Source organism: Rhizobium sp. WW_1 (genome assembly GCF_003610155.1).
GTDB classification, from domain to species: domain Bacteria; phylum Pseudomonadota; class Alphaproteobacteria; order Rhizobiales; family Rhizobiaceae; genus Rhizobium; species Rhizobium tropici_A.
This window is the reverse complement of record NZ_RAIN01000001.1, coordinates 1068160-1090556: the sequence shown is the minus strand read 5'-3', so window position 1 is coordinate 1090556 and position 22397 is coordinate 1068160. Positions and strand designations below refer to the sequence as shown.

Here is a 22397-nt window from a genome sequence, read left to right as displayed (position 1 = left end):
TCATTTCGATGGCGCCGGTTTTCGTTTGAACAGGTTCTTCAGATTGTCGAAGAGCTCCAGCTTTACACCGTGGCGCTTCATGATGATCGACTGCTGAACGACCGAGAGCGTGTTGTTCCAGGCCCAGTAGATCACGAGACCCGCCGGGAAGCTTGCCAGCATGAACATGAACACCAGCGGCATCCAGTTGAAGATCATCGCCTGGGTCGGGTCCGGTGGCGTCGGGTTCATGCGCATCTGCAGGAACATGGTGACACCCATGATCAACGGCCAGACGCCGAGATGCAGGAAGGTCGGAGCAGCAAACGGCAGCAGGCCGAAGAGATTGACGATCGAGGTCGGATCGGGAGCGGAAAGGTCCTGAATCCAGCCGAAGAACGGTGCGTGGCGCATCTCGATGGTGATGTAGATCACCTTGTAGAGCGAGAAGAAGATCGGGATTTGCAGCAGCACCGGCCAGCAGCCCGCGATCGGATTGATCTTCTCTTCCTTGTAAAGCTGCATCGTCGCCTGCTGCAGCCCCATTCGGTCGTCGCCGAACTTGGCTTTGAGCTCTTCCATCTTCGGCTGCATGCGCTTCATGTTCGCCATCGAGGCATATTGCCGGCTGGCGAGCGGGAAGAAGAGCGCCTTGACGACGATGGTGGTGCAGAGGATCGCGACACCGAAATTGCCGAAGTAGCGGAAGAAGAAATCCATCAGCTTGAACATCGGCTTGGTGATGAAATAGAACCAGCCCCAGTCGATCAGGCGGTCGAAGCGCGGGATCGAATAGCTCGTCTCATAGCGATCGATGACCGGAACTTCCTTGGCGCCGGCGAAGACCAGGTTCTTCAGATCCTGCGACTGGCCGGGAGCGATGGTGACGGCATCCTGCTTGTAATCAGCCTGATAGCGTGGCGTGCCATCGGTAAAGTGCGAGAAACGGGCGTCGTAAGCCGTCGACTGCGGCGGCACGATGGTCGCGGCCCAGTACTTGTCGGTCATGCCGAGCCAGCCGCCGGTCGCCTTGGCAGGCGTCGTGGCTTCTTTCTCGGTCGACGCATATTTGGTTTCGATCAGGCCGTCGTCGCCGATGACGCCGATGAAGCCTTCATGCAGAACGTAGGCGGACGGCGTTTCCGGCTTGTTGTAGCGGGTGACGCGGCCGTAGCTCGACAGCGAAACCGGAGCCTGGCCGCTATTGGTGATCTTGTCGGTGATCGTGAACATGTAGCGATCGTCGACCGAGATCGTGCGCGCGAAGGTGACGCCCTTGTCATTGGTGTAGCTGAGCGTCACCGGCGTCTTGTCGGTCAGCTTGTCGCCGCTTGTCAGTTTCCAAACGGTCGAAGGGCCGGGAACGGCGCCGGTCGCGTCGCTGCCGACATAGCCAAGTTCGGTGAAGTAGCCGTTCTTGGTGTCGGCCGGGCTGAACAGCGTGATGATCGGGCTGCTCTTATCGACGGTCTCGTGATAGGCCTTGAGCTGGAGGTCGTCGAAACGCGCGCCTTCCAGGTTGATGGAGCCAGCGAGGGCCGGCGTGTCGATGACGACGCGCGACGAAGCGGTGTTGGCGACCGACTGCTCAAGGGTGAGGACCGTCGGCGTCGTCTGGCCGCCTGCTGGCAGCGAACCGTTTACCGCGGCGCCCGCTGCAGCCGGCTGCGTTGTCTGAGCCTGCTGCGCCTGCTGGTGCGCCTTGGCGGCCTGTTCGGCCTGGCGCTGCGCTTCGAGGCGCGGATTCATGTAGAAAAACTGCCAGCCGAGAACAATCAGCACAGACAGTGCAATTGCTATGAAGTAATTGCGGTTGTTTTCCATCATACTTTCCTGGAGCGGTCGTTTTCCGACCGCCGATGTTTCGGCCTGTTTTCGACGCGGCTTACGAGTTCGCTTGCCAGTTTTTCGAAAGGCGCGGTCAGTACATCGCGCCGCGCGACAACCACATAGTCGTGTCCGGGCTGCATTGCAAACCCTGCATGAAGCCGCACGGCTTCTTTCAGCCTGCGCCGCATGCGGTTGCGCTCCACCGCGTTGCCATGTTTTTTGGTGACGGTAAAACCAACGCGGGGCTCGGCGTCGGCAAGCTTGCGGTCCAGCACCTCAATGAGGAAGAAGCCGCCTCTGCGCTTCTCGCCTTCGCGGACTGCAAGAAACTGCGGCCGGCTTTTCAGCCGCCCGACAGTCTTTTTTGGTCGTTCATTCGTCAATTTGCCCGCCATCCTGGATCATCGGGCACTTCGGCCCTTAGGCCGAAAGACGCTTGCGGCCGCGGTTACGGCGAGCAGAAAGAACTGCGCGGCCGCCCTTGGTGGCCATACGCGCACGGAAGCCGTGGCGACGCTTGCGGACAAGCTTGGATGGTTGGTAGGTACGCTTCATTTATTTAAACACCGCGGAGTGCGGCCCTTCTTGAGCTTTGCTTCAATAGCAAGGAGCGTTGTTGATTATGGCGAACGGACTTGGCCCGCAAATGCAGGCTCCGTGACCGGACGTGCGCGGGCTTATACGGATCAAGGCCCCGGAAGTCAATTATACCGGCGCAGATTCCTTGGAAACGGCCTGTTTCAGCCGAATGATCGGCGTCGGCAATTTGCAAAGTAAATTTAAGCAATGCATGAAATATGCTCAGAAATAGGCCGTGTATTGGCAAAAGATACTTCAAGGTAACGTTAATGAATTTCGTCGATATCTGGAATATCGCCGGAAAATCCATCGATTTGTGGGGGATGGGTCGGCGTCGGAGGTCTATTGTGAAAATTCGCGGCAAAATAAATCTGCTCGTCTCGGTCATGGCCGGCACGGCATTGTTGATCGGCGGCATGGCCCTCTATGCGCTGCAGCAATACGACATCAAATTGCAGAGCTACGAGCAGACTGCCAACCGTGCTTACATGGGAGAGCGCCTGAACCGTTATGTCACGGCGGTGGTCATGGAAGCGCGCGGCATCTATGCCGCAGCCTCGGCAAAGGATTCCAAGGGGTTTGCCGACGGATTGATGGCCGATCTGGATGAGATCGACAAGGTGCTCGCGACCTGGTCGCCGCTGGTCCCGAGCGCGCAGAAGACAGAATTCGGCAAGCTGCAGGCCCGTGCCCAGGAATTTCGGGTCTTCCGCACGGAGACGGCGAGGCTTGGCGTGACGGATGGTCCCGATGCGGCCAGCAAGCAGGGCAACAACGAGGCGAACCGCGCCAACCGCAAGGCTTTCCAGGCTGAAATCGATGCGGTCGTGAATACGGACAAGGCCGAGCTTGCAAAGGCGGAGGCCGAGATCGAAGCCTTCAACAACAATGTCCTCTGGGTGGTCCTTGTCATCATGGTCGCCGGCATCGGCGCCGGCGTCGGTCTGGGCGCCTATATCGGTACGGTTCATCTGAGCCGCCCGATCCGCAAGGTGACGGACGCCATCAAGAATGTTGCAGACGGCCAGTTCGACATGGATGTGCCGTTTGCCGGCCGCCGCGACGAGATCGGCGAGATGGCGAGGGCTGTCGACATCTTCAAGGAAAATGGCAAGGCCGTGCAGCGGATGAATGCCGAGGAAACCGCCATGCGGGCAAGAAGCGACGAGCTTCAGTCGAGCATGTCCCTGGCGGTCTCGGCCGCTGCTGCCGGCGATTTCAGTCAGCGTATCGGCAAGGACTACGGCGACGTCAATCTCAATCGCTTCGCGGGCAACGTCAATGAATTGCTTGTGAGCGTCGATACCGGCATCGGTGAAGTCCGTCGCGTCATCGCGAGCCTGGCTGAGGGCGATTTGACGCAGGCCATGAAGGGTGAATTCCAGGGCGCCTTCGCCGAGTTGCAGCAGAACGTCAACGCGACATTCGTGACGCTGAAGAGCACCATGCGCGAAGTGCGCGAGACAACGGGTTCCATCAACTCCAATACCAACGAACTGCGCCACGCCAGCGACGATCTTTCCAAGCGCACGGAACAGCAGGCTGCGGCTCTGGAGGAGACCTCGGCGGCGCTCGATGAAATTACCTCCGTCGTGCAGAACTCCACTGAGCGGGCACGCGAGGCGAGCGTCATGGTCAGCGAGGCCAAGGATGACGCCGCACGCTCCGGCACCGTCGTCCGCAACGCCATCGACGCCATGGGGCGTATCGAGCAGGCCTCCGGCGAGATCAGCCAGATCATCGGCGTCATCGACGATATCGCTTTCCAGACCAATCTTCTCGCGCTGAACGCCGGTGTTGAAGCAGCCCGCGCCGGCGAGGCGGGCAAGGGCTTTGCGGTCGTTGCCCAGGAAGTGCGCGAGCTGGCCCAGCGCTCGGCGACAGCCGCCAAGGATATCAAGGCCCTGATCGGCAAGTCGGGCGACGAAGTACAGATCGGCGTGAAGCTGGTGCAGGCGACCGGCGAAGCGTTGTCGTCCATCGAGGCACGCGTGCTCAAGATCAACGATCACATCCACTCGATCGCAACGGCGGCGCGCGAGCAGGCGACAGGGCTTTCCGAGGTGAACAACGCCGTCAATCAGATGGACGAGGTCACGCAGCGCAACGCCGCCATGGTCGAGGAGACATCGGCCGCGACCCATCGTCTGGCCGCCGAAGCCGATGGCCTTGTCCATCTCGTTTCCCGCTTCAAGGTCGATGCGGTCAATGTGTCCGCACCGGTGGCGGCCCGTGCCGAAGCGCATCGCCCAGCGGCCTCGCCGGCTCGCCGGATGATCGACAGGGTCGCGTCTGCCTTCGGTGGCGGGACGCTCGCGCCAGCCGCCGCTGCGCAAGGCTGGGAGGAATTCTGATCCTTGATCAAGAAGGGTTGGCCGATGCGCCCGAGTGTCGCGGCCGGCCCCTTCCGCTTGCCAGATCGCGGGGGCGATTGGAAAAAAGCCCACAATCGCCTATTATCTAGTTTCGATCAGGTCGGCAGCATTTCGCTTTGCGGCGAAGCAGGACAGTTGAAATGGACAGTGGGCAGGACAAGGGTGCCGTAAAGGGCGGCAAGGTCGACAAGGGCCGCCTGGCGCAATTTTGTCGTCCTACCGGCATCTTCGGCGGCCTCTCCGGCAAGCTTCTCCTTCTCACCATCGTCTTCATTTCGCTGGCGGAAGTGCTGATCTTCGTGCCCTCCGTCGCCAATATGCGGCTGCGCTGGCTGGAGGATCGGCTGAATACGGCCGCCGCCGCCGCCATCGTCATCGATGGCCTGCAGCCGGCCGAACTGCCGCGCGCGCTGCAGAAGGAAACGCTGATGGCCACGGGCACGCGGGCCATCGTTCTGCGCAAGGACGGCACGTCGCGCCTGCTGGCAACGGCCGAGATGCCGGCCTCCGTCGATGAGAAATACGATCTCAGCGACGTGTCCCAGCTGACCGCGATCAAGGATGCGCTCGATACGCTGCTGTTTGGCGGCAACCGCATCATCCGTGTGTTCGGACCCGTCGGCGGCGATGCCAATACGGGCATCGAGGTGGTGCTGAAGGATACGCGCCTACGCAATGCGATGCTTGCCTATTCGACCAGCGTGTTCTTCGTCTCGATCCTGATCTCGCTGTTCACCGCGACGCTGATCTTCTTTGCGATCAACCGCATGATGATCCGCCCGATTCGCCGGCTGACGGACAGCATGCAGGCCTATTCGGACGATCCGGAAGATCCCGGCCGTATTCTTGCGCCGGAAAAGGGGCGTGACGAGCTTGCCGTGGCGGGCCGGCATCTCGCCGCGATGCAATCGCAATTGCAGAAGACGCTGAAGCAGCAGAAGAATCTGGCCGCCCTTGGCCTCGCCGTGTCGAAGATCAATCATGACATGCGCAATATCCTCTCGGCCGCGCAGCTGATGTCGGACCGACTGGTCGATGTCGACGATCCGATGGTCAAGCGCTTCGCCCCGAAGCTGTTGCGCACCATCGATCGCGCCGTCGGCTATACGACCGAAGTGCTTTCTTATGGGCAAACGTCCGAATCGGCGCCGCGCCGGCGCAAGATCCACCTGCTCGAGCTGATCGAGGAGGTGCGCGATATCCTGGCGATCGATCCGGAGAGCGGTATAGAGTTTGCCGAACAGTTCAGCCCGGATCTGGAGGTCGATGCCGACAGCGAGCAGTTGTTCCGCGTGATCCACAATCTCTGCCGCAATGCCCATCAGGCGCTGATCGCTTTCGGCGATTCGGAGCCCGACAGTGTCAGGCGCATCACCGTTTTAGCGCATCGGATCGGCAGCGTCGTCAGCATCACCGTCGACGACACCGGCCCAGGCATGCCGCAAAAGGCGCGGGAGAATCTTTTCACGGCTTTCCGCGGCTCGGCGCGTTCCGGCGGTACGGGCCTCGGCCTCGCGATCGCCCGCGAGCTCGTCCTTGCCCATGGCGGCACCATCGCACTTGTCGAAAAACCGTCCGCCGGTACGCAGTTCCGTATCGAAATCCCCGACCGTCCTGTGTCCCTTGATGATTACCGCAGCAGAAGCTTACAAGAAAACTGATTGTTTTCAGTCTCTTGGCATCAACATGCACGAAAATCGCGATCTTTTTCAGAAATCCACTTGCATTCCCTCAAGGGAGGCTTTAGAGAACCGCCCACGCCAACGGTTTCTTCCGTTTCGGCCACGCACCCGTAGCTCAGCTGGATAGAGCACCAGACTACGAATCTGGGGGTCAGGAGTTCGAATCTCTTCGGGTGCGCCATTTCTTTCTTGATATCTCGGTTTGATTTCTGCGCTGCGGTTCGCCGCGCGCTCTGGCATTGAGCGCTCGCTCTCCCCCGGCAGATCGTATCTCCGCGCGGTCGCCCGTCTTCGGCTCCGGCTTCGCATCATTCGTCTCACTATCCGGCCCAAACGGCGCGGCATGGCTTCGCGCACGCGATATCGCGATCTATACCCTCGCTTGAACGATGAGCTAGATTCATGGACGGAATGAATTTGGCTCATTTGAGCCGATGGGCTTCGAGCCGTATGCTTCCTTCAGCACAGGAAGGAAAAGCGATGTATATCCCAAATAAAGAGCGCTACGAGAACGTGGCATATGCGCGATGCGGCATTTCGGGGCTTAAGCTGCCGCCGATCTCGCTGGGCCTTTGGCAGAATTTCGGCGGAGCGGACGTCTTCGAAACCGGCCGGTCGATTATCCGGCGGGCATTCGACCGCGGTGTCACGCATTTCGACCTCGCGAACAATTATGGCCCGCCCTACGGGTCCGCCGAGGAGAACTTCGGCAAGATTCTGGAAGCCGACTTCTCCGCCTATCGCGACGAGCTGATCATCTCGTCGAAGGCGGGATGGGACATGTGGCCGGGACCCTATGGCATCGGCGGCTCTCGCAAACACGTCCTGGCCTCGCTTGACCAGAGCCTGAAGCGCATGAAGCTCGATTATGTCGATATCTTCTATTCGCATCGCCCGACTGAGGATGTTCCTCTCGAGGAGACGATGGCGGCGTTGACGCAAATCGTTCGCCAGGGGAAAGCCCTCTATGTCGGTATCTCTTCCTACGGCCCCGAGCGCACGCGCGCAGCCTATGAGCTCCTGAAGAAGGAAGGCGTTCCACTTCTCATTCATCAGCCGTCCTATTCGATGGTCAACCGCTGGATCGAGGACAAGCTGCTGGATACGCTGCAGGAGCTTGGCGTCGGCTGCATCGCTTTCTCTCCGCTTGCGCAGGGTCTCCTGACCTCGAAGTATCTGAACGGTGTTCCGAAGGATGCCCGCGTGGCGCGCTCCGGCTCGTTCAGCGAGCAGCTGCTGAGCGATGATGTTATCGAGAAGGTGCGCGGATTGAACTCCATTGCCCAGTCGCGCGGTCAATCCCTTGCACAGATGGCGATTGCCTGGACGCTGCGTCATCCCGCCGTGACCTCGGCCCTGATCGGTGCCAGAAACGTCGAGCAGCTCGATGATTCCCTGGATGCTCTGAACAACACCAGGTTCACGGAAGAGGAACTGAAGAACATCGATCGCTTCGCGACCGAAAGCGGCATCGATCTCTGGCGGCGCCAGTCGCAGATCGCCTAGCCATCACGCTTTCTCCTCGCCCGTTTCCTCAGGAACGGGCGGGGCATTGTTTGCGGTCAGCCTGCCAGGCGTGGCAGACCGTTTTGGGCGCGGATGATGTTGATAAGAATTCGAAGCGCCGGATGATTGTGGCGCCTGCTACTGTAGTACATATGAAACGGAGCGCCCTCCGAAGAATACGGCTCAAGCGCAATCTCCAAGGTGCCCTGTGATAGCTCCGAAGCGATTCTCGCCTGTAGCAGATAGGCCAGGCCCAGGCCGGCCTTGGCTGCCTCGATCGTCGTCGTCGTATCGTTGATGGTGATCAGCCCGGGAACGCGAAGCCTCTGCTCGTCGTCTCCCCTGCCCAGCTCCCAGCGATAGGCGGCGTTGTCGCCAAGCAGAAGCTGGAGGCACTTGTGGCTGGCGAGGTCGTCCGGCGTCTCCGGTCGACCATTCGCCTCGAAATATCCGGGAGAGCCGGCAACCACCCATTGCTGCGGGCCGGTCAGGGGAACGGCAATCATGTCTTCCGGGACATGGTGACCGTAACGCATTCCGGCGTCGTAACCCTCGGCAACGATATCGATCGGGCGGTCGTCGACGACGATCGTCAGACGCACGTCGGGACATTGCCTGGCGAACTCCGGCAGGGCCGGCGTAACCAGCAGGTGCGCCGCGTCGCGAAAGACGTTCAAGCGAAGCTGGCCGAACCGGGCCGTTCCGGGCGCCTGCAAATCCTCCAGCGCCGATGCGATGAGGTCGAAGCCTTCTTCGAGCCGTTCGGCAAGCTTCGCGCCGAGATCGGTCGTCGAGACCGCGCGGCTCGTCCTGTTCAGCAGTTTCGCGCCAAGCCTGGTCTCCAGCCGGCGGATGGCGTGGCTCGCCGCGGAAGGGGTGAGGCCAAGCTCGATCGCGGCCCCGCTGAAGCTTCGCCGGCGGACGACCGCCAGGAACAATCGAAAATCGGCAAGGTCCGTTCTTTCGGGCGTCGACATGAGTGATTACCGTTCATATGAAGAATGATCCTCATTCATCATAAATAGCCGGATTCCCCGCCGCGCAACCTCTATCGGCAGGGCGCGACGATCACAGGTGGGATCGAAGATGCGCAATGCGCACCGCTCAGCCTGGGCGCTTCGTTTCCTGCCCATGATCGGTCGCCAGCGGCAGTTCCGGCAGGAAGAGCAGTGCGATCAGTGCCAGCGCCACGATGGCCGTTCCCGTCGCGAAGGTCATGGCGATGGCGTGGCGATAGAGCGCGATCGCTGCTGCGTGAGCCTCGGGGGAGGTGGTTGCGAGTTGCTTCATGCCGGCTTCGGTCAGGGATGACACGTGAACCCCATCCAGCACACCGCCGGCGTTCTGCACGCGATAGGCGAGGATGGCGCCCGAGCCGGTGACGCCGATAAGGCCGCCAAGCGAGCGAAAGAAGGCGAGCGTCGCCGTACCGACGCCACGATGGGCAAGGGGTAGCGCATTCTGCACCGCGATCGTCATGGTCGGCATGACCAGCCCCAGCCCGAGGCCAAGCGCGAAGACGGACGGCTCGATGATCCAGAAGCCCTGGCTCGTCGCTGCCGCCCAGGCAAGCACGGCGAAGGCGACCGTGGCCAGGCTGAGGCCGCAGAGCTGCGCCGGCTTGTAGCGTCCGAAGCGGTGCAGCAGCACCCGTCCGTTGACCATGGAGGAGATGACGACGCCGATCATCAAAGGGCCGGTGAGCAGGCCAGAGTGCGAGGCGCTCACCCCCATGACCATCTGGAAGAACAGCGGAAAGAACAGGCTGGCTCCCAGCATGCCCATGAAGGTCAAGGCCAGAACGATACAGGCGACGACGAACAGCCGGTTGCGGAACAGATCGGGCGGCAGTACCGGCTCGGAGTCGCGGCGGATATGCAGGATGAAGAGAACGAAGAGCACGAGCGCAAGCGCGGAGAGACAGATAATCTCCGGCGAATCCCAGGCCCATTCATTACCGCCGAGCGCGAGCACCAGCAGGAAGCTGGTCGTACAGCTCGTCAGCAGTGCCGCGCCGAGATAGTCGATGCGGCGGCTATGCGAGTGGTGCGGTCGTTTCAGCGCGCGGCCGATCATGACGAGCGCGACGGCGCCGATTGGCAGGTTGATATAGAAGATCCAGTGCCACGACAGGAGATCGGTGATGACGCCGCCGGCGATCGGGCCGATGACGCTGCAGATGGCGAAGACGGCGGCGATCGAACCCTGATTTCGCCCGCGCTTGGCCGGCGGCACGATGTCGCCGATGATGATCTGCGCCAGCGGCATCAATCCGCCGGCGCCGATACCCTGAATCGCCCGGAAGATGATGAGCTGCAGCAGCGTCTGCGCCATGCCGCTCAGGACCGAACCGAGAAGAAAGATGAGGATCGCCGCATAGATCATCGGCTTGCGGCCGTACTGGTCGCTGAGCTTGCCGTAGAGGGGCATGGTGCTGGTCGAGGCGAGCACATAGGCGCTGACCACCCAGGAGAGATGCGTCAGGCCGCCGAGGTCGCTGACGATGCGCGGCAGCGCGGTTGCGACGATGCTCTGGTCGATCGCGCCAAGGCCGAGAACGATCATCAGCCCGAGGATGACGGCGCGGATCTCGCGGCGGTCGGGCGGATCGCCCGCGGTCGGGGCCGATGGTGGGACGGTATTCGGACGAGCCGTATTCATTGCCCGATCTCCATGAGCGGTTCGATTGCGGCGCGAATGGTGTCACGCTGCTGAGGCGACAGCTTGACGAGTTCTGAGGCGAGCCAGTCGGTTCTGCGCTGTTTCAGGCCGAGGATGATGTCCTCGCCCTTCTCGGTCGCTACGAGGCCATTGCGGCGCCGGTCGGTCGGATCGGGCTCAGAACGGGCGATGAGGCCATCCCGCTCCATGGCCTTGACATGGCCCGAGATCGTCGGTCCGCGGAGTTTCTCCATTCGAGCCAGTTCGGCAACGCCGATACCGGGCTGGCGCATGATGGCGACAAGCAGCAGGGCATGCAGCGGCGAAAGCCCGGCATCGTCGCTCTCCCGGCGCAATTGCCGGTACAGGCGGTGAAGGGCAGGGCGCAGCGCTTCGGCCAGCGCATAGGCGTCTTCGATCCCATGATGGCGTTCGACTTTACTCATCGAGTCTCGCTCGCTTGTAGATAGATAGGCTTCCTACCTATATACCTACCGGGCGTCATGTACTTGCGCAAGCGATAATATTGTGAAAGATTTTTTGCTGTCGCGCATTGCACGTCAGTGTTGTAACTCGACAGGAGGAGAAGAGCTGTGAAACGATTTCTGACAACCGTAACAGTGACCGCCTTGAGTGCCTTGCTTGCCGTTACGTCTTTCGACCCGGCCGTCGCCGCGCCGATCCAGCCGCTGATCCAGCCGGCCATCCAGCAGACGGGCGATCAGCCCGCCGGCCTGACCGAAGTTCAATATCGGCATCACAACCGGCACTATCGCGGCCGTCACCGCCCTCATCATCGTCCGCATTACCGGCCACATAATCGTCCGGGCTACTGGCATGGCCATCGCGGCTATCGCCATCACCGTCCCGGCTATCGGCGCCATGATGGCTGGTGGTATCCGATGGCGGCCTTCACCGCTGGCGCGATGATCGGCGGAGCAGTCGCCCATCCGCCGCGCGGCAGCGCACACGTTCGCTGGTGCGCAAGCCGGTACAAGACCTACCGCGCCTCGGACAATACCTATCAGCCGACCAAGGGACCGCGCCGCCAGTGCGTCAGCCCGTGAGGTGAAATGCTTTGAAACCCCTCTCCGCACGGCGGCGAGGGGTTTCTTTCAGGCCGTTGCCGGTAGAGTTGCTTTCAACCCGTCAGCTGTTCCGAGACATCCCACAATCGCCGCCAGGTAGTCTGGTCGAGGGCATGAGGGGCGATCTTTGCGCGCACCGGTGGCCCTTTGAGCTCGTAGAAGCCGCTTGGGCCATACATGGCACCGCCTTCTGCCGTTGGTGAGGTTGCGGCGAAGAGCGTCGGCAGCGCTCCGGCCTCGGCCGATTGTGAGGAAAACGGCTCCACCCATTTCATGGTGCGTTCGAACAGGCTTGCTCTGTCGCGGCCCATGCGAGGTCCAGTGGTTTGCAGGCCGGTAACGGCGTAGCCGGGATGAGCGGCAATGCTCTTGAGCGCCCAGCCTTCGGCGCGCGCGACGCGATCGAGTTCGAGGCTGAACAGCAGCGTCGCCAGCTTCGATTGGCAATAGGCCGCCCACGGCCGATAGCGCCGGCGCCACTGCAGATCGTCGAAATGGATCTGGCCGCTTCGATGCGCCAGGCTGCTCACGGTGACGACGCGCGGGTTTGCGGCGGCGGAGACTTTCGGCAGTAGCCGCATCGTCCAGGCGAAATGGCCGATATAATTGGCGCCCATCTGCATCTCGAAGCCATCTTCGGTTTCATGCCGGTCGGGAATGGCCATGATGCCGGCATTGTTGATAAGCAGATCGATATGCGGCACGGCGGCGGCGATGCGGTCGGCCGTACGTGCGACGGAATCGAGACTCGAAAGATCGAGCGCTTCGAACGTCACGTCCGCATCGGCTGTTGCCGCGCGGATCTTCGCCAGCGCCTCGTTGGCCCTGGCCCCATTGCGAGAGGCGATGATCACCTTTGCGCCGGCCGCCGCCAGAGCCTTCGCCGCCTCGTAGCCGATGCCGCTGTTGGCGCCGGTGATGACCGCGATGCGACCCGTCTGCGGCGGAATGTCTTTCACTGTCCAGTCTGGCATTGCGGAACTCCTGTGAAGGGATTTTGGCATTGCCCATTGTATCTGGTAATTTCTGCATTAAATGCAAGTTTGCAATAAATGAAAATATGTGAGCGCGAAATATGTAATAATGCTTGCTTAGCAATGATTTTCGACGGCCTAATGGCGGAGCATGCCTTTGAATTGCCACGCTGTTCGGACGTCATCACACTCTATGGCCGAAGATTGGATTCGCGGAATGACAACCAAGACCTCATGCTCTGATTTCGTGCAGTTCTTTCGCTCCTGGGTGAGCGATCCCATGCGGGTTGCGGCGGTTGCGCCGTCGGGTGAGCGGCTGGCGAGGCTGATGACGCAGGAGATCGAACCTTTCGATGGCCCGATCCTCGAACTTGGCCCGGGCACGGGCGTATTCACACGCGCATTGCTCGCGCGCGGCATCCCCGAACACGCGTTGACGCTCGTCGAATTCGGCGAGGAGTTTGCCGCTCGTTTGCGCGGGCGTTTCCCTGAGGCGCGAGTGGTCCATATGGATGCGGCGCAGCTTGGCCGGTGCGGCCTTTTCGCTGACGCGCCTTTCGGTGCTGTTGTCAGCGGCCTGCCGCTGCTGTCCATGCCGCCCTCCAAAGTGGCGGCCATCGTCGGCGGTGCTTTCGAAACGATGAAGCCGGGAGCCGCCTTCTATCAGTTCACCTATGGTCCGCGTTGTCCGGTGCAGAAGCCGATCCTTGCGGATCTCGGGCTGCAGGCAAAGCGCATCGGCGGTACGGTGCGCAACATTCCGCCCGCCGGCGTCTACAGGATATCGCGGCAAAATCCTCTGGAACTCTCGATCCCCGGCTCCAAATATCGTAGCACCGGGGAGAATGCCGGAATCAGCGCTTAAGCGCCTGGAGCCGGCGAGGCCGATTTTGGGGCGGCCTTGAGCGAATGGCTGGCAGGGGTAGCGGATGGCGAAGAAGCCGGATGTCGATAGCGCGGTAAGAGAAGGCCGGCGCGAGCGCAAGCGTCGTCAAACTCGCGAACGGATCGAAGCCGCCGCTTTGAAGCTTTTTCTCGAGCGCGGATTTGACGCCACCACCATCGAAGACATCACGGAAGCCGCCGACGTCTCCAAGCGCAGCTTCTTCGACTACTTCCCCAGCAAGGAGGATGTGGTCACTGCCTGGCAGGACGGCTTTGCCCGGGAATTGATCGGCGCTATCGCGGCACAGCCCGAGGCTGCCTCGGTGGTCGAAGTGATCGAGGCGGCCGTCAATTCTGCCCTCCGCACTGCCATGGCCGATCCGCAAAGCCTCGCGCTGGCTGCCTTGATCCGCACTACGCCGGCGCTTAGCGCCCGCGACCAGCTGAAATATGCCAAGCTGGCAAGGAAGCTTGCAGATGCGCTTCATGCCCGCAGCCATGGCAGCAATGCGGCGCATCTTCGTCTGGATTTGCTTGCGGCAGCGGTGGTGACGATGCTGCGCATCGGCGGGGAGCGCTGGGCGCAGTCCCGGCAGGACATTTCGTTGGAAGAGTTCGCTCGCGACTTGTTCGATGAGCTTTGGGCGGCACTTGCCGATCTTGGTGAAGAAGTACGACAGCGCCCGTGACCGCACCCGGTTAAACGGACGAAAGCCGGGCTGATCGATAGCGGCGCATTTAGCGGGGTGCATTGCATATATCGCGATGCAGTCCCATTTACTGGTGGGTCGCGACCGCATCTCTCCCTCGCGGAACCCTCGATTTGCCAGACAAATCTCGGCTCCTCCCCGGATGCCGGAAATGCCAGATAGATTTCAAACCATCAAAAGGGACTATAACCATGTCAGAATTCGACGCAGCCAAGTCCGGTCAGTTCAAGATCGGTGGTGATCTTCCCGTCCATCGTCTCGGTTTCGGTGCCATGCGCATCACCGGCTCGGGCATCTGGGGTGAGCCCGAAGACCACGACGAGGCAGTCCGGACGCTGAAGCGCCTGCCGGAACTCGGCATCAATTTCATCGATACGGCCGATTCCTATGGCCCGGATGTTTCCGAGCGCCTGATCAAGGAAGCGCTTCATCCCTATGGCCATGGTCTCGTCATCGCGACCAAGGGCGGGCTCACCCGCACCGGGCCGAATGTCTGGGTGCCCCTGGGTCGCCCCGAATATCTGATCCAGCAGGCGCACAAGAGCCTGCGCAATCTCGGCGTCGACCGCATCGATCTCTGGCAGCTGCATCGCATCGACACCAAAGTGCCGGCGGCGGAGCAGTTCGATGCCGTGAAGTCGCTGTTGAACGACGGGATCATCCGTCATGCGGGCTTGAGCGAAGTCTCCGTGGCCGACATCGAGGCAGCATCGAAGCATTTCAAGGTGGCAACGGTACAGAACCGCTACAATCTGGTCGATCGCACCAGCGAGGACGTGCTCGACTATTGCGAAAAGCACGGCATCGGCTTCATCCCCTGGTTCCCGCTCGCCGCCGGCGATCTCGCCAAGGAAGGCTCGCTGCTCGATACCATCGCGAAGAAGCACAATGCCGCTCCGAGCCAGATCGCGCTCGCCTGGGTACTGAAGCGCAGCCCCGTCATGTTGCCGATCCCCGGAACCGGCAAGGTCAAGCACCTCGAGGAAAACACGAGCGCTGTGAACATCGTCCTTTCCGACGAGGAATTCGCGGCGCTGGACGCCGAAGGCAAGAAGGCTTTCAAGGCCGCCTGAGTCGAAGGTCGCTCGGCCGATGCGAGATTGCTCACCGACCGGTGGCCGGTGAGCGGCGCTTCCAATGCAAAAATGAGGATCACAATCATGTGAATCTCGGGTTTCGTGCAAATAACGACTGCAAAATAGGCGCTAAAATCCCGAAAATGCCGGCGCTATGCGATATTTTCGGCATTCATGAAGAAAGCAATGCATTCGGCGCATTGCTGCATTGCGAAAGCCGGTCTGTTCATGCCGGCGCTCGCGTTATATCTAATCCCTCGAAGGCAGCGCACCTCCTCCTCCCAGCGCTCCTTCAATGATTGGCAACACTCCTCCTCCCAGTTGCCAATCCGGATCAAGAGCCCGATGCATCCTCCTCCCGCATCGGGCTCTTTTTTTATCTCGACATCGTCAGTGGTTTGCCAGGCCTGCGGAGGCGTTGCGCCTTTGCAATGCCGTCGCGAATTAGCATCGCATCATGTGGTCGGGAACGGCGGGAGTCGCTTGCGCCGCAGGCATCCATGCGTAGAGTGGCGCGACGTTATGGCGGTAAGGAAGGGTTGCATGATGCAGCGCATGGCAAGTTCGGGCCGATGGGGAAAGCTGTCTTTCCGAACTGTCGCAGTGGCCGTGACATTGTTGCTGGCGGCCTGTGGCCGTCCGGTGGGGGTCATGCAGCCGGTTGCCGACAATGTGCCTGGTACATCCAAGGTCGATCTCCTCGTCGCCACAACGCGCCTGCCGGACAAGGACCCGGCGATCCTGTTTTCTGGCGAGCGTGGTCCGGGGCTGAAGATCGATGCAGTCAGCGTCTCCATCCCGCCGGAAGCCAATCGCAAGGTCGGTCAGGTGCAGTGGCCGAGCCGCTTGCCCGGCAATCCGCTGAAGAATTTCGTCACCACCAGCGTCAAGCCGCTCGCAACTGAAGCAGATGGGCGTGCCTGGTTGCATGCTGAACTGCCGAAGGACAAGCGGGTGCTGATCTTCGTCCATGGCTTCAACAACCGCTATGAAGACGCTGTCTATCGCTTTGCGCAGATCGTTCACGATTCGCACGCCGACGTCGCGCCGATCGTCTTCACCTGGCCGTCGCGGGCGAGCATCTTCGACTACGCCTATGACAAGGAGAGCACGAACTATTCGCGTGATTCTCTTGAGGAATTGTTGCGCCGGGTCGCCGCCGATCCTGCCGTTGGCGATATCACCGTCATGGCGCATTCGATGGGAAGCTGGCTTGCCGTCGAATCGCTCAGGCAGATGGCGATCCGTAATGGTCGCGTCGCGCCGAAGATCAACAACGTCATCCTGGCCTCGCCCGATCTCGACGTCGACGTGTTCGGGCGGCAGTTCGCTGCTCTCGGCAAGGACAAGCCGCATTTCACCCTGTTCGTCTCACGCGACGACCGGGCGCTTTCCCTGTCCCGGCGCATTTCCGGCAATATCGACCGCCTCGGCCAGATCGACCCTGCCGCCGAGCCCTATCGCAGCGAGCTCGAAAAGCAGGGCATTACCGTGCTCGATCTCACCAAGCTCAAGACTGGCGATGGCCTCAATCACGGCAAGTTCGCCGAAAGCCCGGAAGTGGTGAAGCTCATCGGCGCTCGGCTCATCGCCGGGCAGACGATCACCGATTCCGATGTGGGCATCGGCGACGCCGTCGGTGCTGTCGCCATGGGTGCTGCACAGACGGTCGGAAGCGTCGCGGGTGCTGCTGTCAGCGCTCCGATTGCGATCTTCGATCCCCGTACCCGCCAGAATTACGGCGAGCAATGGCGTCGTGTCGGCGCTTCCGCCAACAATACCGTCGGTTCGCTCGGCGATAGCGTCGAGGCGACGGCAACAATGTCGGCGACGCCTTAGGGCAATGATCCGTTCATGAACTGATCCGAGATGGTGGCCTTTACCGCTGCCGTAAAAGACCATAGCCACCTCACGCAATCTGATATATCAGAGAAGTGCGCCGATTGACGCGTGGCATATTTGCGAATGGCTTCGGACATGGCCGGCGACAGCCCGGCTGGTCGCCAGTATGATGATTGGCATCAACCGGCGCTCGACCGAACGCCGCTCGGATCAACCGCTAGCAGGAGGAAACCATGTCCGATACCGAAAAGCCCGTTGCACTGATTACCGGCGGTGGCCGCGGCATGGGTGAAGCGATCGCCCGCGAACTCGCCGCCAACGGCTATCGGCTGGCGCTGATGTCGCCGTCGGAAAGCTGCGAAACGCTGGCGGCTGAACTCGGCGGCGTCGCCTCCCGCGGCGTGGCCGAAAAGGCCGAGGACATCCAGGCGATCTTCGATCTGACCATGAAGAGCTATGGCCGCATCGATGCCGTGGTCAATCACACCGGCCATCCGCCAAAGGGCGATCTGCTCGATATCACCGACGAAAACTGGACGCTCGGTTCCGACATGATGATCCTGTCGCTGGTGCGCATGGCGCGGCTGGTGACGCCGGTCATGCTGAAGCAGGGCAAGGGCGCTTTCGTCAACATCACCACCTTCGCCGCTTATGAGCCGTCGCTGGTCTTCCCGGTTTCCTGCACCTATCGCGCCGCCGCCGGCGCCTTCACCAAGCTCTATTCCGATCGCTATGCGGCCGATAATATCCGCATGAACTGCATCCTGCCCGGCTATATCGATAGCCTAAACCACAAGCCGGAAACCGCCGACAAGGTGCCGATGAAGCGCATCGGCCTGATGAGCGAAATCGCCAAGACGGCGGCCTTCCTGCTGTCGGATGGCGCCGGCTACATTACCGGCCAGAATATCCGCGTCGACGGCGGCATCACGCGACACGTCTGATTGGAGTAGATGAGATGAGATGGAAGCGCACGATCCAGCTGCTGGACGTTCACTGCGAAGGGGAAATCGGTAAGGTTGCCATCGGCGGCGTGCCGAAGATCCCCGGCAACAGCATTGCCGAGCAGCTGCATTGGTTGAACACCGATCCGAAGGGGCAGGAGCTGCGCCGCTTCCTCGTGCTGGAACCGCGCGGTGCGCCGATCGGCTCCGTCAATCTTCTGTTGCCGGCGAAGCATTCCGACGCCGATGCTGGCTTCATCATCCTGCAGCCGGACCAGGCGCATGCAAGCTCGGGCTCGAACTCCATTTGCGTGACGACGGCGCTGCTCGAATCCGGCATCGTCGAGATGAAGGAGCCGGAAACGGTCGTCACGCTCGATACGGCGGCGGGCCTCGTCCGCGCCACGGCGACCTGCCGCGACGGCCGCTGCGAGAAGGTGCGGCTGACCATGGTGCCATCCTTCGTCCATGAACTCGACGTCGGTCTCGATACGCAGCAATGGGGCAGGATCAAGCTCGATCTCTGCTATGGCGGCATCTTCTATGCGCTCGTCGATGTCGGCCAGATCGGACTGAACATTGAAAAGTCCAATGCGGCCGCCCTCGTTCAGGCCGGCATGGTCATCAAGGATGCGATCAACCGGGCGATGACCGTGGTTCACCCGGAAATCCCGGCGATCTCGGGCGTCGCCTACGTGATGTTCCGCGATATCGACGCCGATGGCGCCATCCGCACCTGCACGACCATGTGGCCCGGCCGGGCCGACCGCTCACCCTGCGGCACCGGTAATTCCGCCAATCTGGCGACGCTGCATGCCCGCGGCAAGGCCAAGGTCGGCGATGTCTTCAAATCCCGTTCGATCATCGGCTCGGAGTTCGAGGTTGGCCTGCAGGCGGAAACGGAAGTTGCCGGCAAGCCCGCCATCATTCCGACGATCACCGGCCGTGGCTTCACCTTCGGCCTCAGCCAGGTGGCGCTCGACCCCTTCGACCCGATGGCGGCAGGCTTCGCCATGACGGATGTCTGGGGTCCCTCGGCGGGGGATATTTGAGATTAGGCAATCGGCTCCTGTCGCATGGAGAGTTCTGCCCTCACCCTAACCCTCTACCCGCACGCGGGGAGAGGGGACTTCCCCTCAGTTCCGTCCAAGCAGTCAGCTTGAAGGAAGGCTATGGTCGCGTCTATCCCCTTCTCCCGCGAGCGGGGAGAAGGTGGCCGCCCTTCGACAAGCTCAGGAGGCCGGATGAGGGGCTTTTCCGCCTCTCGCTATCGTCCGGGATAAATCACACCCTTGCGCAAGATGATATTCCCATAGAGCCGCGGCTCCCCGGTCTGTATCAGCGCATGCGCCTGCTTCACCCGCTCATAAAACTCCGCCGGCAGCAGCGGCACGACCCGAATGTCGGGCACATGCCGGGCGCAGCACTCGATCATCTCCGCATGAACGGGGTGGATGGCATCGCGGTCTTGCCGGACGGTTGCCCGGAAAATCGCTTGCGGCACGAAATCGTCGATCGGCAGCACGCTGAGCACCGCGTCGAGCACGCGGATGACGCCATGGCCGTCGAGGCGGATGAGGCGGCGGGCGTGTTCGAGGCCGGGATAGTTGCCGTCGACAAGGGCGATCTCATCGCCATGGCCCATGGCGCGCAAGGTCGCCAGCAAGTCCGGGCTCAATAGCGGGTCAATGCCCTTCAGCATGCTCTATCTCCTTGAAGAGGACGTTCTGGTCGACGAGATAGCGCGCGAAGATCGGCAGGCTGGCGCCGCCGATGGCACGGGCCTGCGGCCCCACGGCGCCCTCGATGATTTCGGGCATGACGACGCCCTGGAGATCCAGTTCAGCGGCGGCCCTCATCGTCGCGCGCACCACGCGCTCCCGCACCCAGTTGGGGAAGCCGCCATCGATCACGGCAGCGCTGAAGTCGAGAACGGAAGCGGCCGCGACGATGGCCTGCGCCAGCGCCTTGGCTGTGTCCTGAATCCAGATCTCAAGCGGTTCGCCGAAATCGATCCAATTGTCAGCCGAATACCAGAGGGGGCGCGGGTCGAAGCCGTGATCCCGCAGCAGATTTTCGAGCACGAAGATCGAGGCGATCTCCAGAAGCTGGCGGTTCTCGCCGTTGCGGCCGCGCACGGGCAGGGGGCCGAGCGCACCGGCGGTCCCGGTCCGGCCGACAAAGACGGACGAATTCAGGACGATGCCGCCGCCGATGAAGGAGCCGATGAAGAAATAGACGAAATCCGGATAATGCGGCCCGACGCCGAAGACCAGTTCCGCGCCGCAGGCGCTGGTGGCGTCGTTCTGCATGAAGACGGGGTAGGCGACGCGCGAGGCGATTTCAGCTCGCAGGTCGAACCCGCGCCAGACATCCATGGCTCCTTGCGGCGCGCCCACCTGCTCGGCCCAGTTCCAGAGCTCGAACGGCGCGGCAACGCCCATTCCGGCGATCTTGCGGCGCTGCTCCTCGCTGAGCCGCCCCTCCAGTTCCTTGATGCCCGAGGTGACGAAGGCGATGATTTCCTGCGGCAGCGGGTAGGGGTAGATCTGATGCAGTTGCATCCTGATGCCGCCGACGAAATCCATCAGCACCAGATCGGCGCTTCGCCGGCCGATCTTGACGCCGAAGGAGAGCACGGCATCCGGATTGAGCCGCATGGGAATGGAGGGCTGGCCGACGCGTCCGCGCACCGGCGCGTTGCGCGATAGCAGCCCGTCCTTTTCCAGCTCTCGCATGATGACGGACACGGTCTGCGCCGAAAGGCCGCTTCGCCTTGCGATATCGGCCTTCGAGAGTGCTCCGTGACGACGTACGAGCGACAGCACGAGCCGTTCGTTGTGGGCGCGGACGCCGAGCTGGTTCGCACCCCCGCTGGGGTCGAGAATCGCCGGTGTTGTGGGTGTGTCCTCAGGATCGTGTACGAGAGACATGGGCCTGCTCCTTCCATCATGGCCATGCCCTATTTTTTTCCAGAATGCCACATCGAATTAATAATTCAATCGGATTTATTTATTGACAGCCGGAAATCTTTAAGCTCAGATATGGGCGTAGAGGATGCGGATATGGCCTTGGAGGAGGTCCGTTGGAAATAATCCGACAGGCATGGCGCATCTTCAAGCCGGGTTCGGGCCCGGGGGACTGCCGGGAAGTCCGGCTTTTTAAACATCGGGAGGATTGAATGAAGAAATCTGTTATTTCCGCAGCAGTCGCCGCTCTGGCGCTCGGCGTTGCCTTTGCAGCGCCTGCGAAGGCCGCCGGCGTCTCCGCCTGCCTCATCACCAAGACCGATACCAACCCCTTCTTCGTCAAGATGAAGGAAGGCGCGACCGCTAAGGCCAAGGAACTCGGCGTGACGCTGAAGTCCTATGCCGGCAAGATCGACGGTGACAGCGAGAGCCAGGTCGCCGCCATCGAGAGCTGCATCGCCGATGGCGCCAAGGGCATCCTGATCGCTGCTTCCGACACCAAGGGCATCGTTCCCTCGGTCAAGAAGGCACGCGATGCCGGCCTGCTTGTTATCGCGCTCGACACGCCGCTGGAGCCGGCCGATTCCGCCGACGCCACCTTCGCCACCGACAATCTGCTCGCCGGCAAGCTTGTCGGCCAGTGGGCCAAGGAAACCATGGGCGACAAGGTCAAGGACGCCAAGGTCGGCTTCCTCGATCTGACGCCGTCGCAGCCCTCCGTCGACGTCCTGCGCGACCAGGGCTTCATGATCGGCTTCGGCATCGATCCGAAGGACCCGAACAAGATCGGCGACGAAACCGATCCGCGCATCGTCGGCCATGACGTCACCAACGGCAATGAAGAAGGCGGCCGCAAGGCCATGGAAAACCTTCTCCAGAAGGATTCCGGCATCAACGTCATCCACACGATCAACGAACCGGCCGCAACCGGCGCCTATCAAGCTCTGAAGGCCGTCGGCCTCGAAAAGCAGGTTCTGATCGTGTCCATCGACGGCGGTTGCCCCGGCGTCAAGTCGGTCAAGGATGGCACGATCGGCGCCACAGCACAGCAGTATCCGCTGATGATGGCGTCCCTCGGCGTCGAGGCGATCAAGAAGTTCGCCGATACCGGTGAAAAGCCGAAGCCGACCGAAGGCAAGTCCTTCTTCGATACCGGCGTTTCCCTGGTGACGGACAAGCCGGTTCCCGGCCTGAAGTCCATCGACACCAAGGAAGGCCTCGCAAAGTGCTGGGGCTAAGCCCCTCACGGATGTGATATGATCCCTTCGGGAGCCGCGCCATGCATCTGCGGGCGCGG

At 61.5% G+C, this 22397-nt stretch carries 20 protein-coding genes and 1 tRNA gene; 12 read left to right on the top strand and 9 right to left on the bottom strand.

Features of this window, described 5'->3' with window-relative positions:
- From yidC to rpmH, 3 genes are read right to left on the bottom strand one after another with little or no spacing between them, the layout of a single operon-like run.
- Positions 1 to 1803, bottom strand: a complete 1803-nt coding sequence (yidC, locus tag BJ928_RS05175; protein ID WP_047628267.1) for a membrane protein insertase YidC — start codon at positions 1801 to 1803, stop codon at positions 1 to 3.
- The gene (gene rnpA, locus BJ928_RS05170; RefSeq protein ID WP_047628265.1) at positions 1803 to 2204 is read right to left on the bottom strand and encodes a ribonuclease P protein component; all 402 of its coding nucleotides are present in this window, start codon (positions 2202 to 2204) and stop codon (positions 1803 to 1805) included. The genes yidC and rnpA overlap by 1 nt, the downstream gene beginning before the upstream one ends.
- A gap of 25 nt (positions 2205 to 2229) precedes the next feature.
- On the bottom strand, positions 2230 to 2364 hold the full coding sequence (gene rpmH / locus BJ928_RS05165) for a 50S ribosomal protein L34 (protein ID WP_041677194.1): 135 nt from the start codon (positions 2362 to 2364) through the stop codon (positions 2230 to 2232).
- A gap of 371 nt (positions 2365 to 2735) precedes the next feature.
- On the opposite strand from rpmH, the gene BJ928_RS05160 reads away from it, so the two are divergent.
- The 4 genes from BJ928_RS05160 to mgrA all read left to right on the top strand — a co-directional run bounded on the left by BJ928_RS05160 (position 2736) and on the right by mgrA (position 7951).
- Positions 2736 to 4742, top strand: coding sequence for a methyl-accepting chemotaxis protein (locus tag BJ928_RS05160; protein ID WP_047628814.1), 2007 nt, complete (start codon positions 2736 to 2738; stop codon positions 4740 to 4742).
- Positions 4743 to 4903: 161 nt separating this feature from the next.
- Positions 4904 to 6424 carry a HAMP domain-containing sensor histidine kinase gene (locus BJ928_RS05155; protein ID WP_047628261.1) on the top strand — a complete coding sequence of 507 codons (1521 nt, stop codon included), beginning with the start codon at positions 4904 to 4906 and terminating at the stop codon, positions 6422 to 6424.
- Between the two features lie 125 nt (positions 6425 to 6549).
- A tRNA-Arg gene (locus BJ928_RS05150) sits at positions 6550 to 6626 on the top strand.
- A 299-nt stretch (positions 6627 to 6925) separates the two neighbouring features.
- Positions 6926 to 7951: an L-glyceraldehyde 3-phosphate reductase gene (gene mgrA, locus BJ928_RS05145; RefSeq protein WP_047628260.1), complete on the top strand. Its 1026-nt coding sequence runs from the start codon at positions 6926 to 6928 to the stop codon at positions 7949 to 7951.
- Between the two features lie 56 nt (positions 7952 to 8007).
- Here mgrA and BJ928_RS05140 read toward each other — a convergent pair whose 3' ends face one another.
- From BJ928_RS05140 to BJ928_RS05130, 3 genes are all read right to left on the bottom strand, one after another.
- Complete coding sequence (locus BJ928_RS05140; RefSeq protein ID WP_047628258.1) at positions 8008 to 8928, bottom strand: LysR family transcriptional regulator; 921 nt, start codon at positions 8926 to 8928, stop codon at positions 8008 to 8010.
- Between the two features lie 127 nt (positions 8929 to 9055).
- Positions 9056 to 10612, bottom strand: a complete 1557-nt coding sequence (locus BJ928_RS05135) for an MDR family MFS transporter (RefSeq protein WP_047628257.1) — start codon at positions 10610 to 10612, stop codon at positions 9056 to 9058.
- Positions 10609 to 11058: a MarR family transcriptional regulator gene (locus BJ928_RS05130; RefSeq protein ID WP_047628256.1), complete on the bottom strand. Its 450-nt coding sequence runs from the start codon at positions 11056 to 11058 to the stop codon at positions 10609 to 10611. The genes BJ928_RS05135 and BJ928_RS05130 overlap by 4 nt, the downstream gene beginning before the upstream one ends.
- Before the next feature lie 147 nt (positions 11059 to 11205).
- Here BJ928_RS05130 and BJ928_RS05125 point away from each other — a divergent pair, with 147 nt between their 5' ends.
- Positions 11206 to 11679 carry a BA14K family protein gene (locus BJ928_RS05125; RefSeq protein WP_052227478.1) on the top strand — a complete coding sequence of 158 codons (474 nt, stop codon included), beginning with the start codon at positions 11206 to 11208 and terminating at the stop codon, positions 11677 to 11679.
- 74 nt (positions 11680 to 11753) lie between these two features.
- Here BJ928_RS05125 and BJ928_RS05120 read toward each other — a convergent pair whose 3' ends face one another.
- On the bottom strand, positions 11754 to 12674 hold the full coding sequence (locus BJ928_RS05120; protein ID WP_047628254.1) for an SDR family oxidoreductase: 921 nt from the start codon (positions 12672 to 12674) through the stop codon (positions 11754 to 11756).
- A gap of 217 nt (positions 12675 to 12891) precedes the next feature.
- Here BJ928_RS05120 and BJ928_RS05115 point away from each other — a divergent pair, with 217 nt between their 5' ends.
- The 6 genes from BJ928_RS05115 to BJ928_RS05085 all read left to right on the top strand — a co-directional run bounded on the left by BJ928_RS05115 (position 12892) and on the right by BJ928_RS05085 (position 19183).
- Entirely contained in the window at positions 12892 to 13539 is a 648-nt protein-coding gene (locus tag BJ928_RS05115) for a methyltransferase domain-containing protein (RefSeq protein WP_047628812.1), read from the top strand.
- Positions 13540 to 13603: 64 nt separating this feature from the next.
- Positions 13604 to 14248: a TetR family transcriptional regulator gene (locus BJ928_RS05110; RefSeq protein WP_047628252.1), complete on the top strand. Its 645-nt coding sequence runs from the start codon at positions 13604 to 13606 to the stop codon at positions 14246 to 14248.
- A 212-nt stretch (positions 14249 to 14460) separates the two neighbouring features.
- A complete protein-coding gene (locus BJ928_RS05105; RefSeq protein ID WP_047628250.1) occupies positions 14461 to 15342 on the top strand; it encodes an aldo/keto reductase in 882 nt (293 codons plus the stop codon).
- A 558-nt stretch (positions 15343 to 15900) separates the two neighbouring features.
- Positions 15901 to 17184: an alpha/beta hydrolase gene (locus BJ928_RS05095; RefSeq protein ID WP_047628811.1), complete on the top strand. Its 1284-nt coding sequence runs from the start codon at positions 15901 to 15903 to the stop codon at positions 17182 to 17184.
- Between the two features lie 236 nt (positions 17185 to 17420).
- Positions 17421 to 18131, top strand: coding sequence for an SDR family oxidoreductase (locus tag BJ928_RS05090; protein WP_047628246.1), 711 nt, complete (start codon positions 17421 to 17423; stop codon positions 18129 to 18131).
- A 14-nt stretch (positions 18132 to 18145) separates the two neighbouring features.
- Complete coding sequence (locus BJ928_RS05085) at positions 18146 to 19183, top strand: 4-hydroxyproline epimerase (protein ID WP_047628244.1); 1038 nt, start codon at positions 18146 to 18148, stop codon at positions 19181 to 19183.
- 215 nt (positions 19184 to 19398) lie between these two features.
- Here the strand turns inward: BJ928_RS05085 and BJ928_RS05080 are convergent, their stop codons facing one another.
- A complete protein-coding gene (locus BJ928_RS05080) occupies positions 19399 to 19833 on the bottom strand; it encodes an RbsD/FucU family protein (RefSeq protein WP_047628243.1) in 435 nt (144 codons plus the stop codon).
- The gene (locus BJ928_RS05075) at positions 19817 to 21064 is read right to left on the bottom strand and encodes an ROK family transcriptional regulator (RefSeq protein WP_047628241.1); all 1248 of its coding nucleotides are present in this window, start codon (positions 21062 to 21064) and stop codon (positions 19817 to 19819) included. The genes BJ928_RS05080 and BJ928_RS05075 overlap by 17 nt, the downstream gene beginning before the upstream one ends.
- Positions 21065 to 21312: 248 nt before the next feature.
- Between BJ928_RS05075 and BJ928_RS05070 the strand changes: the two genes are divergently transcribed.
- Entirely contained in the window at positions 21313 to 22338 is a 1026-nt protein-coding gene (locus BJ928_RS05070) for a sugar ABC transporter substrate-binding protein (protein WP_047628240.1), read from the top strand.
- The last annotated feature ends 59 nt before the right edge of the window (positions 22339 to 22397 follow it).

What these genes read in the sequence shown, in the direction of transcription:
- yidC (WP_047628267.1), bottom strand. Translation starts at nt 1,803, where the DNA reads ATGGAAAACAACCGCAATTACTTCATAGCAATTGCACTGTCTGTGCTG.
- BJ928_RS05115 (WP_047628812.1), top strand. Translation starts at nt 12,892, where the DNA reads ATGACAACCAAGACCTCATGCTCTGATTTCGTGCAGTTCTTTCGCTCC.
- BJ928_RS05085 (WP_047628244.1), top strand. Translation starts at nt 18,146, where the DNA reads ATGAGATGGAAGCGCACGATCCAGCTGCTGGACGTTCACTGCGAAGGG.
- rpmH (WP_041677194.1), bottom strand. Translation starts at nt 2,364, where the DNA reads ATGAAGCGTACCTACCAACCATCCAAGCTTGTCCGCAAGCGTCGCCAC.
- BJ928_RS05135 (WP_047628257.1), bottom strand. Translation starts at nt 10,612, where the DNA reads ATGAATACGGCTCGTCCGAATACCGTCCCACCATCGGCCCCGACCGCG.
- BJ928_RS05075 (WP_047628241.1), bottom strand. Translation starts at nt 21,064, where the DNA reads ATGTCTCTCGTACACGATCCTGAGGACACACCCACAACACCGGCGATT.
- BJ928_RS05140 (WP_047628258.1), bottom strand. Translation starts at nt 8,928, where the DNA reads ATGTCGACGCCCGAAAGAACGGACCTTGCCGATTTTCGATTGTTCCTG.
- BJ928_RS05095 (WP_047628811.1), top strand. Translation starts at nt 15,901, where the DNA reads ATGGCAAGTTCGGGCCGATGGGGAAAGCTGTCTTTCCGAACTGTCGCA.
- mgrA (WP_047628260.1), top strand. Translation starts at nt 6,926, where the DNA reads ATGTATATCCCAAATAAAGAGCGCTACGAGAACGTGGCATATGCGCGA.
- rnpA (WP_047628265.1), bottom strand. Translation starts at nt 2,204, where the DNA reads ATGGCGGGCAAATTGACGAATGAACGACCAAAAAAGACTGTCGGGCGG.
- BJ928_RS05110 (WP_047628252.1), top strand. Translation starts at nt 13,604, where the DNA reads ATGGCGAAGAAGCCGGATGTCGATAGCGCGGTAAGAGAAGGCCGGCGC.
- BJ928_RS05155 (WP_047628261.1), top strand. Translation starts at nt 4,904, where the DNA reads ATGGACAGTGGGCAGGACAAGGGTGCCGTAAAGGGCGGCAAGGTCGAC.
- BJ928_RS05070 (WP_047628240.1), top strand. Translation starts at nt 21,313, where the DNA reads ATGAAGAAATCTGTTATTTCCGCAGCAGTCGCCGCTCTGGCGCTCGGC.
- BJ928_RS05130 (WP_047628256.1), bottom strand. Translation starts at nt 11,058, where the DNA reads ATGAGTAAAGTCGAACGCCATCATGGGATCGAAGACGCCTATGCGCTG.
- BJ928_RS05120 (WP_047628254.1), bottom strand. Translation starts at nt 12,674, where the DNA reads ATGCCAGACTGGACAGTGAAAGACATTCCGCCGCAGACGGGTCGCATC.
- BJ928_RS05105 (WP_047628250.1), top strand. Translation starts at nt 14,461, where the DNA reads ATGTCAGAATTCGACGCAGCCAAGTCCGGTCAGTTCAAGATCGGTGGT.
- BJ928_RS05080 (WP_047628243.1), bottom strand. Translation starts at nt 19,833, where the DNA reads ATGCTGAAGGGCATTGACCCGCTATTGAGCCCGGACTTGCTGGCGACC.
- BJ928_RS05090 (WP_047628246.1), top strand. Translation starts at nt 17,421, where the DNA reads ATGTCCGATACCGAAAAGCCCGTTGCACTGATTACCGGCGGTGGCCGC.